19 protein-coding genes are annotated in these 20,273 nt (G+C 61.4%); 16 read left to right on the plus strand and 3 right to left on the minus strand.

All coding sequences use genetic code 11. The features are described 5' to 3' along the window. Positions 1-19: 19 nt before the first annotated feature. Complete coding sequence (gene trmL, locus RRX38_RS17450; RefSeq protein WP_315960065.1) at positions 20-475, minus strand: tRNA (uridine(34)/cytosine(34)/5-carboxymethylaminomethyluridine(34)-2'-O)-methyltransferase TrmL; 456 nt, start codon at positions 473-475, stop codon at positions 20-22. Here trmL and RRX38_RS17455 point away from each other — a divergent pair. The 7 genes from RRX38_RS17455 to RRX38_RS17485 all read left to right on the plus strand — a co-directional run bounded on the left by RRX38_RS17455 (position 474) and on the right by RRX38_RS17485 (position 7,054). Beyond that, positions 474-914 carry a hypothetical protein gene (locus RRX38_RS17455; RefSeq protein WP_315960066.1) on the plus strand — a complete coding sequence of 147 codons (441 nt, stop codon included), beginning with the start codon at positions 474-476 and terminating at the stop codon, positions 912-914. The two genes, trmL and RRX38_RS17455, sit on opposite strands and share 2 nt — an antisense overlap. An 894-nt stretch (positions 915-1,808) precedes the next feature. Further along, positions 1,809-3,170: an OprD family porin gene (locus RRX38_RS17460; RefSeq protein WP_315960067.1), complete on the plus strand. Its 1,362-nt coding sequence runs from the start codon at positions 1,809-1,811 to the stop codon at positions 3,168-3,170. A 182-nt stretch (positions 3,171-3,352) separates the two neighbouring features. Beyond that, on the plus strand, positions 3,353-3,994 hold the full coding sequence (locus RRX38_RS17465) for a peroxiredoxin (RefSeq protein WP_295477862.1): 642 nt from the start codon (positions 3,353-3,355) through the stop codon (positions 3,992-3,994). Between the two features lie 217 nt (positions 3,995-4,211). Beyond that, complete coding sequence (locus RRX38_RS17470) at positions 4,212-5,177, plus strand: sulfonate ABC transporter substrate-binding protein (protein ID WP_315960068.1); 966 nt, start codon at positions 4,212-4,214, stop codon at positions 5,175-5,177. Positions 5,178-5,202: 25 nt separating this feature from the next. Further along, positions 5,203-6,000: an aliphatic sulfonate ABC transporter permease SsuC gene (gene ssuC, locus RRX38_RS17475; RefSeq protein ID WP_295477867.1), complete on the plus strand. Its 798-nt coding sequence runs from the start codon at positions 5,203-5,205 to the stop codon at positions 5,998-6,000. Next, complete coding sequence (ssuB, locus tag RRX38_RS17480) at positions 5,997-6,812, plus strand: aliphatic sulfonates ABC transporter ATP-binding protein (protein WP_295477870.1); 816 nt, start codon at positions 5,997-5,999, stop codon at positions 6,810-6,812. The genes ssuC and ssuB overlap by 4 nt, the downstream gene beginning before the upstream one ends. A gap of 26 nt (positions 6,813-6,838) precedes the next feature. Continuing rightward, positions 6,839-7,054 (plus strand): molybdopterin-binding protein, encoded by a 216-nt coding sequence (locus RRX38_RS17485; protein ID WP_025262382.1) that lies wholly within the window; start codon positions 6,839-6,841, stop codon positions 7,052-7,054. Between the two features lie 192 nt (positions 7,055-7,246). On the opposite strand, the gene RRX38_RS17490 is transcribed toward RRX38_RS17485, so the two are convergent. Further along, on the minus strand, positions 7,247-7,885 hold the full coding sequence (locus RRX38_RS17490) for a TetR/AcrR family transcriptional regulator (RefSeq protein ID WP_315960069.1): 639 nt from the start codon (positions 7,883-7,885) through the stop codon (positions 7,247-7,249). Between the two features lie 155 nt (positions 7,886-8,040). Here RRX38_RS17490 and RRX38_RS17495 point away from each other — a divergent pair, with 155 nt between their 5' ends. After that, complete coding sequence (locus tag RRX38_RS17495; protein ID WP_315960070.1) at positions 8,041-9,114, plus strand: RHS repeat-associated core domain-containing protein; 1,074 nt, start codon at positions 8,041-8,043, stop codon at positions 9,112-9,114. A gap of 46 nt (positions 9,115-9,160) precedes the next feature. Here the strand turns inward: RRX38_RS17495 and RRX38_RS17500 are convergent, their stop codons facing one another. Next, complete coding sequence (locus RRX38_RS17500) at positions 9,161-10,537, minus strand: glutamine synthetase family protein (RefSeq protein WP_315960071.1); 1,377 nt, start codon at positions 10,535-10,537, stop codon at positions 9,161-9,163. A gap of 588 nt (positions 10,538-11,125) precedes the next feature. Between RRX38_RS17500 and RRX38_RS17505 the strand changes: the two genes are divergently transcribed. From RRX38_RS17505 to RRX38_RS17540, 8 genes are all read left to right on the plus strand, one after another. After that, positions 11,126-12,484, plus strand: coding sequence for a glutamine synthetase family protein (locus RRX38_RS17505; RefSeq protein ID WP_315960072.1), 1,359 nt, complete (start codon positions 11,126-11,128; stop codon positions 12,482-12,484). 118 nt (positions 12,485-12,602) lie between these two features. Beyond that, positions 12,603-13,967, plus strand: coding sequence for an aspartate aminotransferase family protein (locus tag RRX38_RS17510; RefSeq protein WP_315960073.1), 1,365 nt, complete (start codon positions 12,603-12,605; stop codon positions 13,965-13,967). Positions 13,968-14,135: 168 nt separating this feature from the next. Beyond that, positions 14,136-15,233 (plus strand): polyamine ABC transporter substrate-binding protein, encoded by a 1,098-nt coding sequence (locus tag RRX38_RS17515; protein ID WP_315960074.1) that lies wholly within the window; start codon positions 14,136-14,138, stop codon positions 15,231-15,233. Between the two features lie 228 nt (positions 15,234-15,461). Continuing rightward, positions 15,462-16,556: a polyamine ABC transporter substrate-binding protein gene (locus RRX38_RS17520; RefSeq protein ID WP_315960075.1), complete on the plus strand. Its 1,095-nt coding sequence runs from the start codon at positions 15,462-15,464 to the stop codon at positions 16,554-16,556. 57 nt (positions 16,557-16,613) lie between these two features. Beyond that, the gene (potA, locus tag RRX38_RS17525) at positions 16,614-17,756 is read left to right on the plus strand and encodes a polyamine ABC transporter ATP-binding protein (RefSeq protein WP_315960076.1); all 1,143 of its coding nucleotides are present in this window, start codon (positions 16,614-16,616) and stop codon (positions 17,754-17,756) included. Then, positions 17,753-18,661, plus strand: coding sequence for an ABC transporter permease subunit (locus RRX38_RS17530; protein ID WP_315960077.1), 909 nt, complete (start codon positions 17,753-17,755; stop codon positions 18,659-18,661). The genes potA and RRX38_RS17530 overlap by 4 nt, the downstream gene beginning before the upstream one ends. Next, positions 18,658-19,518, plus strand: coding sequence for an ABC transporter permease subunit (locus RRX38_RS17535; RefSeq protein WP_315960078.1), 861 nt, complete (start codon positions 18,658-18,660; stop codon positions 19,516-19,518). The genes RRX38_RS17530 and RRX38_RS17535 overlap by 4 nt, the downstream gene beginning before the upstream one ends. A gap of 161 nt (positions 19,519-19,679) precedes the next feature. Next, the gene (locus tag RRX38_RS17540; protein WP_315960079.1) at positions 19,680-20,021 is read left to right on the plus strand and encodes a hypothetical protein; all 342 of its coding nucleotides are present in this window, start codon (positions 19,680-19,682) and stop codon (positions 20,019-20,021) included. Positions 20,022-20,273: the final 252 nt, after the last annotated feature.

Consider the following 20,273-nt stretch of genomic DNA (forward strand, 5'->3'; position numbering starts at 1 on the left):
GAGCGGTCAGTGGCTAGGCTCAGGCGAACCCTTGCTGGCGCCACGCCTCGTAGACCGCCACCGCCACGGTGTTGGACAGGTTGAGGCTGCGGCAGCCTTCGCGCATCGGCAGACGCAGGCGGCGTTCCGGGGTGAAGGTGTCCAGCACTTCGGCGGGCAAGCCGCGGCTTTCCGGGCCGAACACAAAGGCGTCGCCGGGCTGGAAGGACACGTCATGGAAGGGCCGCGAACCCTTGGTGGTAAAGGCGAACAGCCGTGGCTGGCCGAGCTTCTCAAGACAACTGGCGAGGTCGGCATGGGTCTGCAGCGTGGCATACTCGTGGTAATCCAGCCCGGCCCTGCGCAGGCGCTTGTCATCCAGTTCGAAGCCCAAGGGTTCGATCAGGTGCAGGGTGCAGCCGCTGTTGGCACAGAGCCTTATCACATTGCCGGTATTCGGCGGAATTTCTGGTTGAAAAAGGATCACGTGAAACATGCACGGCTCCGAACAAAAGGACGGGGTGCATTCTACCCCTGAAGAGGACCCCAGGCCGAAGTTCTGGCCCCGAGTGCTGGGCTCGATGGCCATCGTCGGCTTTTGCGTGGGCATGATGATCGGTCGGGTCACCCAACCGGAGCCTGTCGAACTGCAGCGCATCGAGGAGCTGCCCACGGGGTTGGCGTTGTGGTTCAACGAAGAACCGGCTGTACAGGGCGATGTGGTCGATGGCGCCATCGTGCTGCATCTCGGCTCGGCGGGTCAGCCGTGGAAAGGGCAACTGAGCATGGACGGCAAGGTCGCGCGGTGGCGGGTAGAGCGTGCGAAGAAAGGACTGGTGCTGACATTGCTGGCGGCCCGTCCACTGCAGGGCGACTGGCGCACGGCTGAAGTGGACGGGCAGTGGAGGCTGGAAGTCAGCCTCCGTGAGCAATAAAAGAGGGGAATCCCCGGCCTGCCTGTACCAAGGCCCCCAAAACGGGTAGGTGCCAGAGTTATTGCAGAGGGCGTGCCAGCTTTTCGAAAAAATGCGATTTTTTCTTTTAGGGACGCCGCCAGCCCCTGTATTACGGGGCTCGTGAGCCTGACCCCCGTCCACAGGGCTCCTGATGCGCCCTCCGCCTTCGCGTCTTCCCAAGTGTTTATGCACACTTTTTGCGCACCGAGGGGGTGTGGCTCCCCATGCTGAGGCAGGAGGGCCCACGCCCGTCTTCTTTATGCCCTTCCAGTCGAAATCGGGCCTGACACTCAAAAGGTCCGACCGTTCAGTCGCGCGGCTCATGCAAGGTATGAGGCGAGTAGGAAAAGTCGTCTAGGAGCGAGAAAAGGCAGGATCGGAAATTTTTTCGATCAGGCGATAAAAGGTGTCACTGTAAGTGGTGGTAATTGTCACAATTGCTGCTAAAGGTCTTTCAATTTATTGTTTTTTATAGGTTTTCATCTTTTTACGAGGCGCATGGTGCAAGCGTTTCGGCCGCGTTCGAGGGCTTTTAGGGTCGTCTGCTGACCCCAAACAAAAGGATCTGACGAACGGTCATAAAATATTTTTTAGGCATTAGCTTGTTTGGTGGATACACTCCATGGCGGTCGGTTGGACACGGGTTGTGACATATAGCTAAAAGCACTAAGGATAAGGTCATTAGTTCTTTTTTGTGTCACTCAAGTTTCACCCTCGTGCACCGATCACAAGACGCAGACCGATCAAATAATCGCGAGATACCGGTCGAGCTTGACCCCTGAGGTCAGCCCTGGTGTTAATCGCGCGGCTGCGGTGGCCGAGCCCGGCTCGTCGCCATGGAATACAAAAATTAGATTCACGAGGAGCGAGTTAATGAAGAAGTCTACCCTGGCCCTGGCCGTAACCATGGGCGTTCTGGCCCAGCAGGCTGGCGCCGCCGGTTTCATCGAAGACAGCAAGGCATCCGTAAGTTCTCGTACCCTGTACTTCAACAACGATCTGCGTGAAGGCGTGCGTGCCAGCGACCAGCGTGAGACCGCTACCGGCCTGAAATTCGACTACTCGTCGGGCTTCACCCAAGGCACCGTAGGCTTTGGTCTGGACGCCCAGGCTGTAATGGGTCTGCACCTGGGTGGTGGCATCCAGCACCACACCGCTGCCACTTCCAACAGCTTCGTTCCTACCGACACCGACGGTTCGTCCGTGGACGACTGGGGCCGTGTCGGCGCCAACGTCAAGGCTCGTTTCTCCAAGACCGAGCTGAAAGTCGGTAACGCCCTGGCACCCAACCTGCCAATCCTGGTCTCCAACGACGGTCGTCTGCTGCCACAAGCCTTCGAGGGCGGCATCCTGACTTCCAAGGACCTGGACGGCGTGACCTTCACCGCCGGTCAGCTGAACAAGAGCATCGGCCGTGCCTCGTCGAACTGGACCGATCTGTCGGTCAACGGCGCGACCCAGGGCAGCGATCAGTTCCGCTTCGCCGGTGCTGACTGGAAAGTCACCAAAGACCTGACCCTGCAGTACTACTTCGCCAACCTGGAAGACTTCTACAAGCAGCACTTCCTGGGCCTGGTACACGTCTACAAGATCGACGACAACCAGTCGTTCAAGACTGACCTGCGCTACTTCGACAGCAGCTCCGATGGCAAGAACAGCAGCGGCACCGCCGGCTACCTGTTCAACAACAACAGCGGCTATGCCAAGACCCCTGGCGAAGTCGACAACAAGACCTGGTCGGCGATGTTCACCTACTCGCTGGGTGGCCATGCGCTGATGCTCGGCTACCAGCAGGTCAGCGATGACGGCGGTTTCGTCCAGCTGAACCAAGGCGGCGTGGTTGACGGCCGTGGCCGCAACGAAGGCAACGGCGGTGCCAGCTTCTACCTGTTCACCGACTCGATGATCAACCAGTTCATCCGTGCCGGCGAAAACACCACCTTCGGTCAGTACTCCTATGACTTCGCCAAGGTCGGCATCCCAGGCCTGAAAGCCGGTATCGCCTACCTGCACGGTGACGACATCAAGGGCGCGCGTGGCACTGCCGCCTTCGGTCGCGAGTACTCCGAGTGGGAACGTGACATGCGTATCGACTACGTGATCCAGAGCGGTCCGCTCAAGGGCCTGGGCGCTACCGTGCGTCACGGTTCGTACCGTGGCGACGATGGTCTGAACAACTCGACCAACGCCGACCAGACCCGTCTGATCTTCAACTACACCTACAACTTCATGTAAGTGTGTTGAGCGTCTGACCGAGAAGCCCCGCCTTGTGCGGGGCTTCTTTTTGCCTGAACCTTTATATTTCAAAATCGAATATATAAATCGATATCTATTCTTTTTAATTTTCAGCAGGTCCAGGCACAGTAGGCTTAGATACAGACAGCACCTTCCTTCAACGCCAGACAAGGAGCTTTATCATGACACTGCGACTTGGCGATATCGCCCCTGACTTCGAACAGGACTCCAGTGAAGGCCGTATCCGCTTTCACGAGTGGCTGGGCGACAGTTGGGGGGTGCTGTTCTCTCACCCGGCGGACTTCACGCCGGTATGCACCACCGAGCTGGGTTTCACTGCACGCTTGAAGGATGAATTCACCAAGCGCGGGGTCAAGGCCATCGCCTTGTCCGTGGACCCGGTCGACTCACACATCAAGTGGATCGACGACATCAACACCACCCAGCACACCCAGGTGAATTTCCCGATTCTTGCCGATGCCGATCGCAAGGTCTCGGACCTCTACGACCTGATCCATCCCAACGCCAGTGACACCTTCACCGTACGCTCGCTGTTCATCATCGACCCGAACAAGAAGGTGCGGCTGATCATCACCTACCCGGCCAGCACCGGACGCAACTTCCATGAAATTTTGCGGGTCATCGACTCCCTGCAATTGACCGACAACTACAAGGTGGCCACGCCGGCCAACTGGGTGGAGGGTGATGACGTGGTCATCGTGCCCTCGGTCAAGGACGAGGAAGAGATTCGCCAACGTTTTCCCAAGGGCTACCAGGCTGTTACGCCCTACCTGCGCCTCACGCCGCAACCCAATCGCGAATAGCACGAACCTGAGTGGGGTTCTTCGGGCCGATCTGATCGGCCCTTTTTTTGCCTGTTCAAAAGGGTTTCAGTCGCCAGTGCGACCCGTTTTTCGCGGTTGAAAGCGCCTGTGTGGGTATATCTCTTTTGGGAATAAATAAATGAATAAATATGATTTATGGATATAAAAAATCACTGCTAATGTCGATTGCATTCAAATACTCATCCAGGAGAGCGCCATGCGCACCCCCTTCTTGCGTCGCAGTTTCGCCGTGCTTCTGGCGACCGCCTTGAGCCTCGGCGTGCTGACCCAGGCTCAGGCCGAAGAGCTGCGTATCGGCTACCAGAAGTACGGCACCCTGGTGCTGCTCAAGGCCAAGGGCACGCTGGAGAAGCGTCTGGCCGAGCAGGGCGTGAAGGTGCAATGGACCGAATTCCCCGGCGGCCCGCAACTGTTGGAAGGCCTGAACGTGGGCTCCATCGACTTCGGCGTGACCGGCGAGACCCCGCCAGTGTTTGCCCAGGCCGCAGGCGCCGACCTGCTGTATGTGGCCTACGAGCCGCCTGCGCCGACCAGCGAAGCGATTCTGGTGCCCAAGGATTCGCCTGTCACCTCGGTGCAGGATCTCAAGGGCAAGAAGGTCGTGCTGAACAAGGGCTCCAATGTGCACTACCTGCTGGTGCGGGCCTTGGAAGACGCTGGGCTGAAATACAGCGACATCCAGACCGTGTTCCTGCCGCCAGCCGATGCCCGCGCCGCCTTCGAGCGTGGCAGCGTCGATGCCTGGGTGATCTGGGACCCGTACCAGGCCGCCGCCGAGCAGCAGCTGCAGGCGCGCACGCTGCGCAATGGCGCCGGTATCGTCGACAACCATCAGTTCTACCTGGCCACCAAAACCTACGCACAGAAGCATCCTCAGGTCATCCAGGCGCTGGTCGAAGAGGTTCGTGCAGTGGGCGAGTGGTCTCAGGCCAACCCTGACGAGGTGACCCGCCAGGTCGCGCCGCTGCTGGGCCTGCCTGCCGATATCACCCTCACCTCAGTGAAGCGCCAGGGCTACGGTGCGCACTTCATTACCCCGCAGGTGGTCGAGGCGCAGCAGAAGATCGCCGACACCTTTCTCCAGCTCAAGCTGATCCCCAAACCCTTGCGCATCGCCGATGTGATCTGGACACCCCCTGCCGCCGTGGCGAAAGCCCCCTGAGCGGCTCTCGAAAGGAGACGATTCCATGAGCCTCAGTGCTTCCCAACGAACTCTGCACAGGCTGGCACCCTGGGCGCTGCCGGTGCTGCTGCTGGCGGTCTGGCAACTGGCGGTGAGTGCCGGTTGGCTGTCCACCCGGATCCTGCCGGCGCCCAGTGCCGTGGTCGAGGCAGGCGTCAGCCTGGTGGCCAGCGGTGAAATCTGGACCCATCTGGCAATCAGCGGCTGGCGTGCTGGCGTCGGCTTCGCCATCGGTGGTGGCATTGGCCTGGCGCTGGGCTTCATCACCGGCCTGACTCGCTGGGGCGAGCGCCTGCTGGACAGCTCGGTGCAGATGATCCGCAACGTGCCGCACCTGGCGCTGATCCCGCTGGTGATCCTGTGGTTCGGTATCGACGAAACCGCCAAGGTCTTCCTGGTGGCCCTCGGCACGCTGTTCCCGATCTACCTCAACACCTACCACGGCATTCGCAACATCGACCCGGCACTGGTGGAAATGTCGCGCAGCTACGGCTTGTCCGGTTTCGCCCTGTTCCGCCATGTGATCCTGCCCGGCGCCATGCCCTCCATCCTGGTGGGCGTGCGCTTCGCCCTGGGCTTCATGTGGCTGACCCTGATCGTTGCCGAAACCATCTCGGCCAGTTCCGGCATCGGCTACCTGGCGATGAATGCCCGTGAATTCCTGCAGACCGACGTCGTGGTGCTGGCCATCGTGCTCTACGCCGTGCTCGGCAAACTCGCCGACCTGGCCGCCCGTGCCCTGGAGCGCGTATGCCTGCGCTGGCACCCGGCTTATCAGACTCAAAAAGGCGGTGCCGCATGACCAGTCTCAAACAGCCTCAGCCCGACCACCTGTTGCGCGGTATTCCGCTGAGCGCCCGCCAGCTCAGGAAAGCCTTCGGCGAGCGTACGGTGCTCAAGGACATTGACCTGCATATCCCGGCCGGGCAGTTCGTCGCCGTGGTTGGCCGCAGTGGTTGCGGCAAGAGCACCCTGCTGCGTCTGCTGGCCGGGCTCGACCAGCCCACTGGCGGCAAGCTGCTGGCCGGTTCGGCGCCACTTGGCGAAGCGCGTGACGACACCCGGCTGATGTTCCAGGAAGCGCGCCTGCTGCCCTGGAAGAAGATCATCGACAACGTCGGCCTCGGCCTGAGCGGCGACTGGCGTGCGCAGGCGCTGGACGCCCTGGCCGCGGTGGGTCTGGCTGAGCGTGCCGATGAGTGGCCGGCCGCGTTGTCCGGTGGTCAGAAGCAGCGCGTGGCCCTGGCCCGGGCGCTGATCCACAAGCCGCGCCTGCTGTTGCTCGACGAGCCGCTGGGGGCGCTGGATGCATTGACGCGTATCGAGATGCAGCAACTGATCGAAGATTTGTGGCGTCAGCACGGTTTCACCGTGCTGCTGGTCACCCACGACGTGGCCGAGGCCGTCGCGGTGGCCGACCGGGTGATCCTTATCGAAGAGGGCCGTATCGGCCTGGACCTGCCCGTCGACCTGCCCCGACCCCGTGCGCGCGGCTCGCAGCGCCTGGCCGCTCTGGAAAGCCAGGTGCTTGACCGCGTACTGGCACTGCCCGGCGCGCCACCGCAACCGGAACCCGTTTCACCCCTGCCGACGCAATTGCGTTGGGCCAATTAATCGTTCACGTACCCGGAGAGACCCTCATGACTATCAAGGCCATCAACGTTCGTAACCAGTTCAAAGGCACCATCAAGGAAATCGTTCAGGGCGACGTGCTGTCGGAAATCGACGTGCAGACCGCCTCGGGCATCGTCACCTCGGTGATCACCACCCGTTCGGTCAAGGAGCTGGAGCTGGCCGTTGGCAGTGAGGTGATCGCCTTCGTCAAATCCACTGAAGTGTCGATCGCCAAGTTGTGATACCGGCTCGCGGGCATCGTCGCTTGGCTTGGCCGCCATACAGTTCAGTGAGTCGTTATGTGGCTTGGTGGGAGCGGCTTTAGCCGCGAAAAGCGCCAGGAAATTCACTGCATCTGCTGTGAACAGGCGGTCGCTTCGCGGCTGAAGCCGCTCCTGCCCGGCCTAACTGAACAGTATTGCGGCTGAAGCCGCTCAGAGCGGATCTGGGCGTTTTGGCAGGCAGGGCGGCAGATACAGGCCCAGGTAGGCATCCATCACGCGCATGGCTTCCTCGGCCATGCGTGGGGTGATCTGCTCGAACTGCTGCATCGAGCGGGCATACACCCGGTCGCCCAACTCCATGGCCAGTGCGAACACGTCGATCTCGGCGGGTAGCGCCGGCAGGTGGAAATGACGATCGAACACTTCCTTGAGCAGCTGGCTCAGCTCGATATCGTGCTGATGATCGGCCTGGCTGACCTCGACCAGGCCGTGTTGGGCCAGGATCAGCTGGCGGGCGGCCGCATCGTCGTGGTAGATGCGCATGATGCGCAGCTCCAGGATCCGCGAAAGATCATGCCAGTTGCGCAGTGCGTCGTGCTCCACCGGCTGCAGCAGCGCGGCACGGAAGGCGGCATGCACGTCGGCGGTCAGGGCTTCGAGCAGCGCCGGCACACTGGCGAAGAAGTGGTAAACCGAAGAAGGCGGGATCTGCGCCCGCTCCGCCACGCCGTAGATGGACAGGCTGCCAACCCCCTCGCTGGCCAGCAGCTCACGGGCTGCGGCGAGTATCGTGGCGATACGTGCCTGGCTTGCAGCGCGGGGTTTGCGGGGCGTGGCGGGGCGGTTCATGGTGCAGGTCTCGGGTGCGGGCAAGGTGCCATTGTACGCTGCCAGGCGGCCAGGGAGGCAGCGCTTGTGCAGGCGACCTCTCAACACTGTCAGCTGCAGATGCATGGACAATGCTGGACGATTGCCGGGTGATCTCGTGTTCAGGGGATTCCTGCATGGCTATCCAGAAGCGGCTGCTGTGCCGCTATCACTACGACCCGCTCGATCGGCTCATTGCCTCAGGAATTCGTACCCGTGCCGAGCACCCGCTGTTCTATCGGGGCAAGCGGCTGGCCGGCGAAAGTCGCGGCGGCGTGTTCCATGCGTTCCTGCATGCCGCTGACCGGCCCGTGGCGCAATTTATCCACAGCGGCAAGGCGGTGGACGCCACGCTGCTGGCCACCGATGCGCCGGGGTCGGTGTTGCATGCATTGACGACGGGCCAGCACCAGGCCCAGGCGTATGCCGCGTATGGCTATCACCCGCCGGGCGGCGGGCTGCACAGCCTGCTGGGCTTCAATGGCGAGCGCCGCGACCCGGTGACCGGGCATTACCTGCTGGGGCAGGGCTACCGGGCCTACAACCCGGTGCTGATGCGCTTCAACAGTCCGGACAGTCTGAGTCCGTTTGGGGGCGGTGGGTTGAATGCGTATGGCTATTGTCAGGGGGACCCGCTGAATCACAAGGATCCGAGCGGGCATGTGAAATTCGCAATGGCATTCCTGCGGGACCCCGAGGTAGGCGTGCCGCGAGCGGCTTCATTGGCGAGCCGCAGTCGGAAGGCGCTTCATAGGCGAATGACTCGGGTGGCTGCAGCGGAGGGTAGGACTACTCAATCCTCTGCATCGTCGAATTCCGTCAGGACACTTGAGCTTGGAGAGGGGCACCGTCTGAACTTCTACGACCCCGACGCTCAACGGCAGATGGGCTTCAAAGGGTTTGTCGAACACCTGAAACGGAACGATACCGATCTGGCCTGGTACAGAGCGCAACCGGGGCCTCGTGGCATCAGGACGCTTGATGTCGAAATCCAGTATCGGGAGTATATGCTGAAAGCCTATGAGGGCAGCTACAGTAACATGCTGGATCCTGATTTCAGGCGCTCCAAAGTTCTGCAGCTCGAGACCGAAATGCAGCGCCTGCGGCAGGAATACCTGAGGGTTTCGGAGCAGAGCACAATACAGCTGCTCGAGATGACGCGGTCAGGGCGATATCCCATTCCCCCGCCCGATTGGGGGCCTATTCCTTGAACTGAGGCACCACACCTTATGCAGGTGTGGTGCCCGCGCCGGTACTTCACACCGTATGCAAGTACCAGTTGTACTCCAGGTCCGAGATCGAATGTTCGAACTCTTCCAGTTCACTTTCCTTGCAGGCCACGAAGATATCGATGTACTTCGGATCGATGTACTTGGCCATGATCTCGCTATCGTCCAGGGTGCGCAGGGCGTCGCGCAAGTTGTTCGGCAGGCTCTGTTCGAATTGCTCGTAGGAGTTGCCCTCTACCGGTGCGCCTGGTTCGATCTTGTTGGTCAGGCCGTGGTGCACCCCGGCCAGGACTGAGGCCATCAGCAGGTAGGGGTTGGCGTCGGCGCCGGCTACGCGGTGTTCGATGCGCACGGCATCGGCCGTGCCGGTTGGCACGCGCACCGCCACGGTGCGGTTGTCCAGGCCCCAGGTCGGAGAGTTGGGCACGTAGAACTGCGCGCCAAAACGGCGGTACGAGTTGACGTTCGGGCACAGGAACGCCATCTGTGCCGGCAGGGTCTCGAGCACACCGCCGACCGCGTGACGCAATGCGGCGTTCTGCTCGGGATCCTCACTGGTGAAAATGTTCTTGCCGTCACGGTCGAGCAGCGAGATGTGCACATGCAGCCCGTTGCCTGCCTGGCCAGGGTAGGGCTTGGCCATGAAGGTCGAGTCCATCTCGTGGTCGTAGGCGATGTTCTTGATCAGGCGCTTGAGCAGCAAGGCGTAGTCGCAGGCCTTGAGCGGGTCGGCGACGTGGTGCAGGTTGACCTCGAACTGTGCCGGGGCGCTTTCCTTGACGATGGCGTCGGCCGGAATGCCCTGCTCCTTGGCGCCTTCGAGAATGTCCTGCAGGCAGTCGACGTACTCGTCGAGGTCGTCGATCAGGTACACCTGGGTGGAGTGCGGGCGCTTGCCGGAAATCGGCGAGCGGGGTGGTTGCGGACGGCCGTTCACGTTCTCCTGGTCGATCAGGTAGAACTCCAGCTCGAAGGCGGCGCACACGGTCAGGCCCAGTTCGTCGAAGCGGCTGACCACCTGGCGCAGCACTTCGCGCGGGTCGGCGAAGAACGGCGCGCCATCATGCTCGTGCATGGTCATCAGCAGCTGCGCGGTGGGGCGCTTCTGCCAGGGCTCGTTGGACAGGGTATTGGGAATCGGGAAGCAGGTCCGGTCGGCATCGCCGATATCCAGGCCCAGGCCCGTGCTCTCCACGGTGGAACCGTTGATGTCGAGGGCGAACAGGGACGCCGGCAGGTTGATGCCTTTCTCGTAAACCTTGTGCAGGGCGGTGCGTTCGATTCGCTTGCCACGCACCACGCCATTCATATCTGCGATCAGAAGGTCGACGTACAGGACCTCAGGATGTTCCTTAAGGAACGCGTTCGCTTCGTTGAGCTGAACGGCACGCGGGGGTACCGACATGATGCAACACCTTTGTTGTTAAAAATATCAATCATCGAGTCTTGCGGGTTTCAGTCAATCCGAAAGCCAGGATGAAGTCAATAGAACCCAGGCGTGCCCGTGAATGGCGCAAAACGCCCGTTTATGCTGCTTATCGGGGCATTTTTCGACAGCGCCTGGCATGTCGTCGCCCTAGGTGAAAGACGTCGTGTTCGATGTTCATGCGGGCGTTGTGAAAAAAATTGAACGAGGCTAAGCTCGGTCATCACCCATAACAGCAAAAATACCGGGGGAATCGATGTTCACACCGTCATCCATGGACATCGGCACGCCGCGCGCACCGGCCGCCAGGTCTGGCCGTGACGCTCGAACCAGGCGCAAGGCGTCTGTCGAACCCTATCACTATAGTGGCGTCACTGGCACCCCGCCGTTTGCGCCCCTTCGGTATTGCTCTCCGTGCTTTCGACCCGGCAGCCGCATTTCGGTTGCGTCAGCCTCTGTTCGTGTTCATCAAAGCTGCACTTGCCTGGCGCATCCTGCATCATCGGATGTCGAATCGTCGCAAATGCGCCTGACTGCGGTCAGGACCCCGTCAAGCCTGAGGCCTTTATGAGTACCAACCTCGACCAGCTCACCGATTGGTTGAAAGAGCACAAGATCACCGAAGTCGAATGCATGATGTCGGACCTGACCGGCATCACTCGCGGCAAGATCTCGCCGACCAACAAGTTCATCGCCGAAAAGGGCATGCGCCTGCCGGAAAGCGTTCTGCTGCAGACCGTGACCGGCGACTACGTCGAAGACGAGATCTATTACGAACTGCTGGACCCGGCGGATATCGACATGATCTGCCGCCCCGATCCCAACGCCGTCTACCTGGTGCCCTGGGCCATCGAGCCCACCGCGCAGGTGATCCACGACACCTACGACAAACAGGGCAACCCCATCGAGCTGTCGCCGCGCAACGTGCTCAAGAAGGTGCTCAAGCTCTACGCCGACCAGGGCTGGCAGCCGATCGTCGCGCCGGAGATGGAGTTCTACCTGACCAAGCGCAGTGACGACCCCGACTACCCCTTGCAGCCGCCGGTCGGCCGTTCCGGGCGTCCGGAAACCGGTCGTCAGTCGTTTTCCATCGAGGCTGCCAACGAATTCGACCCGCTGTTCGAAGACGTCTACGACTGGTGCGAACTGCAGAACCTGGATCTCGACACGCTGATCCATGAAGACGGCACGGCGCAGATGGAAATCAACTTCCGTCATGGCGATGCCCTGTCGCTGGCCGACCAGATCGTGGTGTTCAAGCGCACCATGCGCGAGGCGGCGCTCAAGCACAATGTGGCCGCCACCTTCATGGCCAAGCCCATGACCGGCGAGCCTGGCAGCGCCATGCACCTGCACCAGAGCATCATCGACATCCAGACCGGCAAGAACATCTTCGCCAACGAAGACGGCAGCATGAGCACGCTGTTCCTGCAGCACGTCGGCGGCCTGCAGAAGTACATCCCCGAGACGCTGCCGCTGTTCGCGCCCAACGTCAACTCGTTCCGCCGCTTCCTGCCCGACACTTCGGCACCGGTGAACGTCGAGTGGGGCGAGGAGAACCGCACCGTGGGCCTGCGCGTGCCGGACGCCGGGCCGCAGAACCGCCGGGTCGAGAACCGCCTGCCGGGCGCTGACGCCAACCCTTACCTGGCCATCGCCGCGAGCCTGCTGTGTGGCTTCATCGGCATGGTCGAAGGCATCAACCCCAGTGCGCCGGTGCAGGGGCGTGGTTATGAACGCCGCAACCTGCGCCTGCCGCTGACCATCGAGGACGCCCTGGAGCGCCTCGAAAACAGCAAGACCATCGAGAAATACCTGGGCAAGAAGTTCATCGTGGGCTATGTCGCGGTCAAGCGCGCCGAGCACGAGAATTTCAAACGCGTGATCAGTTCGTGGGAGCGCGAGTTCCTGCTGTTCTCGGTCTGATCACCGCCCTCCTGAAGCGCGATTTCGGTCGCCAAACGTGTTGTCGGGCGCCCCGCCAGGGCGCCCGAACAGGCAAGGCACGGCACCGTGAGAAGGGCCGGCCCAAAGGAGTGTTCCAATGAGCGTCAAGAATCCGCAAACCCTCGAATGGCAGAACCTCAGCCATCAACATCACCTGGCCCCATTCAGCGACTACAAGCAGTTGAAGGAGAAAGGTCCGCGCATCATCACGCGGGCCGAGGGCGTCTACCTGTGGGACAGCGAGGGGCAGCAGATTCTTGATGGCATGGCCGGGCTGTGGTGCGTCGCGGTGGGCTATGGCCGCGAAGAACTGGTCGAGGCTGCCAGCCGGCAAATGCGCGAGCTGCCGTACTACAACCTGTTCTTCCAGACCGCTCACCCGCCAGCCCTCGAACTGGCCCGTGCCATTGGCCAGTTGGCGCCAGCAGGCATGAACCACGTGTTCTTCACCGGTTCCGGTTCCGAAGGCAATGACACCATGCTGCGCATGGTGCGCCATTACTGGGCGATCAAGGGTAAGCCGAACAAGAAGACCATCATCAGCCGCGTCAACGGCTACCACGGCTCCACCGTGGCCGGCGCCAGCCTGGGCGGCATGACCTACATGCACGAGCAGGGCGACCTGCCGATTCCGGGCGTGGAGCACATTGCGCAGCCGTACTGGTTCGGCGAGGGCGGCAACATGAGCCCTGACGAGTTCGGTGTCTGGGCCGCCGACCAGCTGGAGAAGAAGATTCTCGAACTGGGCGAAGAGAACGTCGCGGCCTTCATTGCCGAGCCGATCCAGGGCGCCGGCGGGGTGATCGTGCCGCCGGACAGCTACTGGCCGCGCATCAAGGAAATCCTCGCGCGTTACGACATCCTGTTCGTCGCCGACGAAGTGATCTGCGGCTTCGGGCGTACCGGCGAATGGTTCGGCAGCGACTACTACGGCCTCAAGCCGGACATGATGACCATCGCCAAGGGCCTGACCTCCGGCTACGTGCCGATGGGCGGCCTGGTGGTACGCGACGAAATCGTCGCGGTGCTCAACGAGGGCGGCGACTTCAACCATGGCTTCACCTATTCCGGCCATCCGGTGGCGGCGGCGGTGGGGCTGGAAAACATCCGCATCCTGCGTGAGGAAGGCATCGTCGAGCGGGTCAAGGCGCAAACGGCACCGTATTTGCAGAAACGCCTGCGTGAACTGAGCGACCACCCGCTGGTGGGTGAAGTGCGCGGGGTCGGGATGCTGGGCGCCATCGAGCTGGTTCGTGACAAGGCCACCCGGGAGCGTTATACCGGCAAGGCGGCAGGCATGATTTGCCGAACCTTCTGCTTCGAGAACGGCCTGATCATGCGTGCGGTGGGCGATACCATGATCATTTCGCCGCCGCTGGTGATCAGCCTTGCGCAGATCGACGAGCTGGTGGAAAAGGCACGGCAGTGCCTGGACCTGACCCTGGCCGAACTGCAGCACTGATTGCGCAATTGGGGGGAGGTGGGAGCGCATTTGCTCCCATCGAAGATGAAATTGCGACTGTATGTGGCCTGAAAGCCCCGGTCAGCTTGTAAGCCCGCCCGGTAACTTGCCAGACTACCAGCACAGTGGCCAATGGCTGCTTAACAACGACAACCTGGAGCTGTACGCATGAAAAAATTCGGCAAGACCCTCCTCGCCTTGTCCATGGCGGGCATGATGACCGCGACCGCGCAAGCGGACGATAAAGTGCTGCACGTCTACAACTGGTCCGACTACATCGCGCCAGACACCGTGGCCAAGTTCGAAAAAGAGTCGGGCATCAAGGTGGTCTACGATGTGTTCGACAGCAACGAGACCCTGGAAGCCAAGCTGCTGGCCGGCAAATCCGGCTACGACATCGTCGTGCCCAGCAACAACTTCCTGGCCAAACAGATCAAGGCGGGTGTCTACCAGGAGCTGGACAAGTCCAAGCTGCCGAACTGGAAAAACCTCGACCCCGACCTGCTCAAGGCCGTGGGTAATGCCAGCGACCCAGGCAACAAGCACGCGTTCCCCTACATGTGGGGCAGCATCGGCATCGGCTATAACCCCGAGAAGGTCAAGGCTGCACTGGGCGTCGACAAGATCGACTCCTGGGACGTACTGCTCAAGCCCGAGAACATCGCCAAGCTCAAGAGCTGCGGCGTGAGCTTCCTCGACTCGCCGACCGAAATGATCCCGGTGGCCCTGCACTACCTGGGTTACCCGACCAATACCGAAGACAAGAAGCAGCTGGCCGCGGCCGAGGACCTATACCTCAAGATTCGTCCTTCGATCACCTACTTCCACTCGTCCAAGTACATCTCTGACCTGGCCAACGGCAACATCTGCGTCGCCGTCGGTTATTCCGGCGACATGGAGCAGGCCAAGGCGCGTGCCCACGATGCCGGCGACAAGGTCAAGGTTTCCTACACCATTCCGAAGGAAGGTGCTGGCAGCTTCTACGACATGGTCGCGATTCCGAAGGACGCCGAGAACGTCGAAGCAGCCTACAAGTTCATGAACTTCCTGCTGCAGCCTGAAGTGATGGCCGAGATCACCAACGCCGTGCGCTTCCCGAACGGCAACCAGGCGGCCACGCCACTGGTCGACAAGGACATCTCTGGCGACCCGAGCATCTACCCACCGGCGGATGTGAAGGCCAAGCTGTATGCCATTTCCGACCTGCCAGCCGCGACCCAACGCCTGCTGACCCGCAGCTGGACCAAGATCAAGTCCGGGAAATAAAACGGTCATGTAGAGCATGGATGCTGCGGGGCCAACCGGCCGCGCAGCATCCGGCAGACCTTTTCGCAACGCGCCGGGTGGGACCGGGCATTGCGAAATGTGACCGATACTTATCGAAATCTTTTGCTGGATGAACGCATAGCAGGTAAGTTGCGCGCCGGTTTTTTTCTACGGAGATCTCCGCACCCTTCCCGAAGGGCAGGCCCACTGCAAAAAAGGACTGATGCTTTGTCTACTTCCACACTGTTCAAGGCCGTACTGGCCTGTGCCGGTTTGACCCTGGCCCTCGGCGCTCAGGCCGAATCCTCCGTGCGCATCTACAACTGGTCTGACTACATCGGCGAGACCACCCTGGCGGACTTCCAGGCGGCCACCGGCATCAAGCCGGTCTACGATGTGTTCGATTCCAACGAAACCCTCGAAGGCAAGCTGCTGGCCGGGCGTACCGGTTATGACGTCGTCGTGCCCAGCAACCATTTTCTCGGCAAGCAGATCAAGGCGGGCGCGTTCCAGAAGCTCGACAAGTCGCTGCTGCCCAATTACCAGAACCTCGACCCCGTACTGCTCAAGCGCCTGGAAAAGAACGACCCGGGCAACCAGTACGCGGTGCCTTACCTGTGGGGCACCAACGGCATCGGCTATAACGTCGACAAGGTCAAGGAAGTACTGGGCGTCGACAAGATCGATTCCTGGTCGGTGCTTTTCGAACCTGAAAACATCAAGAAACTCTCCAGTTGCGGCGTCGCCTTCCTCGACTCGGCCGACGAGATGATCCCCGCAGTGCTCAACTACCTGGGGCTGGACCCCAACAGCACCAACGAAGCCGACTACAAGAAGGCCGAGGAAAAACTCCTGCAGATCCGGCCCTACGTGACCTACTTCCATTCGTCCAAGTACATCTCCGACCTGGCCAACGGCAATATCTGCGTGGCCGCCGGCTTCTCTGGCGACGTTTTCCAGGCTCGCGACCGTGCCGAGGAAGCCGGCAAGGGCGTCAAGATTGCCTACAGCATTCCCAAGGAAGGCGGGAACCTGTGGTTCGACATGCTGGCGATTCCCGCAGACTCCAAGAATCTGAAAGCGGCCAGTGCGTTCATCAACTACATGCTGGATCCGCAGGTGATCGCCAAGGTCAGTGATCAGGTCGGCTATGCCAACCCGAACACCAAGGCCGACGAGTTCATGGACCCCAAAATTCGCAACAGCCCGGCGGTGTATCCGCCCAAAGACGTGCAGGAACGTCTGTACGTGAATAGCGAGCTGCCACCGAAGGTGCAGCGCCTGATGACCCGCAGCTGGACCAAGGTCAAGTCCGGCAAGTAAAGAACCCGTGCCTGGCCCAAGGGGGCCAGGCCGCATCAATGTTGGGAGTTTTCACCCATGGCAGTTGCCTCCGGCGCCTTAAACAATCCCCTCGAAAGCGGCAGGAAGCCCAAAGAGGTACTGGTCAGGGTCGACAGGGTCACCAAGAAGTTCGATGAGACCGTGGCGGTGGACGACGTGTCCCTGCAGATCAACAAGGGCGAGATCTTCGCCCTGTTGGGCGGCTCCGGTTCGGGCAAATCCACCCTGCTGCGCATGCTGGCCGGCTTCGAGCGGCCCACCGAAGGGCGCATCTACCTCGATGGCGTCGACATCACCGACCTGCCGCCCTACGAGCGGCCGATCAACATGATGTTCCAGTCCTACGCGCTGTTCCCGCACATGAGCGTGGCCGACAACATCGCCTTCGGCCTCAAGCAGGACAAGCTGCCCAAGGCCGAGATCGACGCTCGCGTGGCCGAGATGCTCAAGCTGGTGCACATGACCCAGTACGCCAAGCGCAAGCCGCACCAGCTCTCCGGTGGCCAGCGTCAGCGCGTGGCCCTGGCCCGCTCGCTGGCCAAGAAGCCCAAGCTGCTGCTGCTCGACGAGCCGATGGGCGCACTGGACAAGAAACTGCGCTCGCAGATGCAGCTGGAACTGGTGGAGATCATCGAACGCGTCGGCGTGACCTGCGTGATGGTGACCCACGACCAGGAAGAGGCCATGACCATGGCCGCGCGCATCGCCATCATGCACCAGGGCTGGATCGCCCAGATCGGCACCCCGGTGGATGTCTACGAGACCCCGACCAGCCGCCTGGTGTGCGAGTTCATCGGCAGCGTCAACCTGTTCGACGGCGAGGTGGTCGAGGACATGGAAGGCTACGCCCTGATCCGCGCCCCGGAGCTGGAGCGGCCGATCTACGTCGGCCACGGCGTCAGCACCTCGGTGGAAGACAAGAGCGTGACCTACGCCCTGCGGCCCGAGAAGGTGCTGGTCACTACCCAGCGGCCGACTACCGAATACAACTGGTCGACCGGCAAGGTGCATGACATCGCCTACCTGGGTGGCCATTCGGTGTTCCACATCGAGCTGCCGGGTGGCAAGCGCGTGCAGTCCTTCGTAGCCAATGCCGAGCGCCAGGGCGACCGCCCCACCTGGGGTGACGAAGTCTACGTGTGGTGGGAAGACGACAGCGGCGTGGTACTGCGGTCATGAGCCTGCGCAAGATCAAGCGACTGGTCCCCAACGGGCGGCAGATGGTCATCGGTGCGCCCTTCCTGTGGCTGTTCCTGTTCTTCGCCCTGCCGTTCCTGATCGTGCTGAAGATCAGCTTCGCCGAGGCCGACGTGGCGATCCCGCCTTACACCGAGATCTTCAGCTACGCCGAAGACAAGCTGCAGTTGATCCTCAACCTGGCCAACTACGGCATGCTGGCCGACGACGAGCTGTACCTGGCAGCCTACCTGGGCTCGCTGAAGGTCGCCTTCTTCAGCACCCTGTTGTGCCTGCTGATCGGCTACCCCATGGCCTACGGCATCGCCAATGCGCGCAAGGACGTGCAGACCGTGCTGCTGCTGCTGATCATGATGCCGACCTGGACTGCGATCCTGATCCGCGTGTACGCGTGGATGGGCATCCTCGGCAACAACGGCCTGCTCAACGGCTTCCTGCTCTGGCTGGGAGTGATCGACGAACCCCTGCAGATTCTCAACACCAACCTGGCGGTGTATATCGGCGTGGTCTATTCCTACCTGCCATTCATGATCCTGCCGCTCTACGCCAACCTGGTGAAGCACGACCCGAGCCTGCTCGAGGCCGCCTCCGACCTGGGGTCGAGCACCTTCAACAGCTTCTGGAAGATCACCGTGCCGCTGTCGAAGAACGGCATCATCGCCGGCTGCATGCTGGTGTTCATTCCGGTAGTGGGCGAGTTCGTCATTCCCGAGCTGCTCGGCGGTCCGGAAACCCTGATGATCGGCAAGGTGCTGTGGCAAGAATTCTTCAATAACCGCGACTGGCCGGTGGCTTCGGCACTGGCGGTCATCATGCTGCTGGTGCTGATCGTGCCCATCATTCTGTTCAACCGCAGCCAGGCCAAGGAACTGGAGGGCAAGGCATGAGAGGCTTCAAGTTCTCCAACCTGATGCTGGTGCTGGGGCTGTTGTTCATCTATCTGCCCATGCTGATCCTGGTGATCTACTCGTTCAACGAGTCGCGCCTGGTGACCGTATGGGGCGGCTGGTCGGTGAAATGGTACGTGGGCCTGCTGGACAACACCCAACTGATGGGCTCGGTGATGCGCTCGCTGGAAGTGGCCTTCTACACCGCCATTGCGGCGGTGGCGCTGGGCACCATGGCGGCCTTCGTGCTGACGCGCATCTCGCGCTTTCGCGGCCGCACCGCGTTCGGTGGCCTGGTCACCGCGCCGCTGGTGATGCCCGAAGTGATCACCGGCCTGTCGCTGCTGTTGCTGTTCGTGGCCATGGCGCAGCTGATCGGCTGGCCGCAGGAGCGCGGCCTGGTGACCATCTGGATCGCCCACACGACCTTCTGTACCGCCTACGTGGCCGTGGTGGTTTCGGCGCGCCTGCGTGAGCTGGACCTGTCCATCGAAGAGGCCGCCATGGACCTCGGCGCGCGACCGTGGAAGGTGTTCTTCCTGATCACCATCCCGATGATCGCGCCGTCGCTGGCAGCCGGCGGCATGATGTCCTTCGCCCTGTCGCTGGACGACCTGGTACTGGCCAGCTTCGTGTCCGGTCCAGGCTCGACCACCCTGCCGATGGAAGTCTTTTCCGCGGTGCGCCTGGGCGTGAAGCCGGAAATCAATGCCGTGGCCAGCCTGATCCTGCTGGCGGTGTCGCTGGCGACCTTCATGGTCTGGTACTTCACCCGCCAGGCCGAAGAGCGCCGCCGTAAGGCGATTCAGCAAGCCATCGACGAAAGCCTGAGCCTGCAGCAGCCGGCCAGGGCCTGACGGCCATTCGCGGCTGAAGCCGCCCTACCGGGGTTGCCATTGGCAGTCCAGGGGAGCGGTTTCAGTCGCGATGCTCGTAGGCCGAGTCCAATTTTCATGTAGTCCTGAAAACCCGCGTTTTTCCCTTGCTAGGCTGCACTTCCTCGACAAGGAAGTGATCGATGGCCGAACCCGACTCCCCGCAATACACCAAACTGCCCAATGGCGGCCCGCGAGTCATGCCGTTGCCACTGGTCATCCCCGATGCCCATCGCCTGGCCCAGCCCGATCCGACGCCAGCGCCTGCGCCCAGCTTCGAAAAGCCTGCACCCCGCGAACGCCTCCAGCCTGAACCCGTAGCCGATGAGGAACCCGGGTTCTACATCCTGCCGCGCAGCATGACCCCCGCCGAGCTGTACCGTGAGCTGTTCGACGACATGCCGGGCACAGCCCTGCGCTCGTTCAGCCAAATTGGAAGAAAGCCGGAGGACCTGGGGCGATTCCGGGCTATGCCCAGCATGTAGGAGCGATCAGTAAAGCCGCGCGCTGGATGAAAACGGGTGGTTTTATAGCGATTGGCATTGGTGGAGTTTCAGGCGCGATGGCCATCAAGGAGGTCTGTATGGCAGGTGACGAGCAAGGCTGCAAAAACGCTATGTTTGTTGAGGGAGGTAAGTTCTTGGGGGCGAGCTATAGCGGGTATAAAGCAGCCGCTTTATCGGGCCAGTACGCAATGCGCATGTGCGTGGCTATTGGTGTAGCTACGGGCGGTACAG

Origin of the sequence: Pseudomonas sp. DTU_2021_1001937_2_SI_NGA_ILE_001, assembly GCF_032463525.1 — a bacterium.
Lineage (GTDB): Bacteria > Pseudomonadota > Gammaproteobacteria > Pseudomonadales > Pseudomonadaceae > Aquipseudomonas.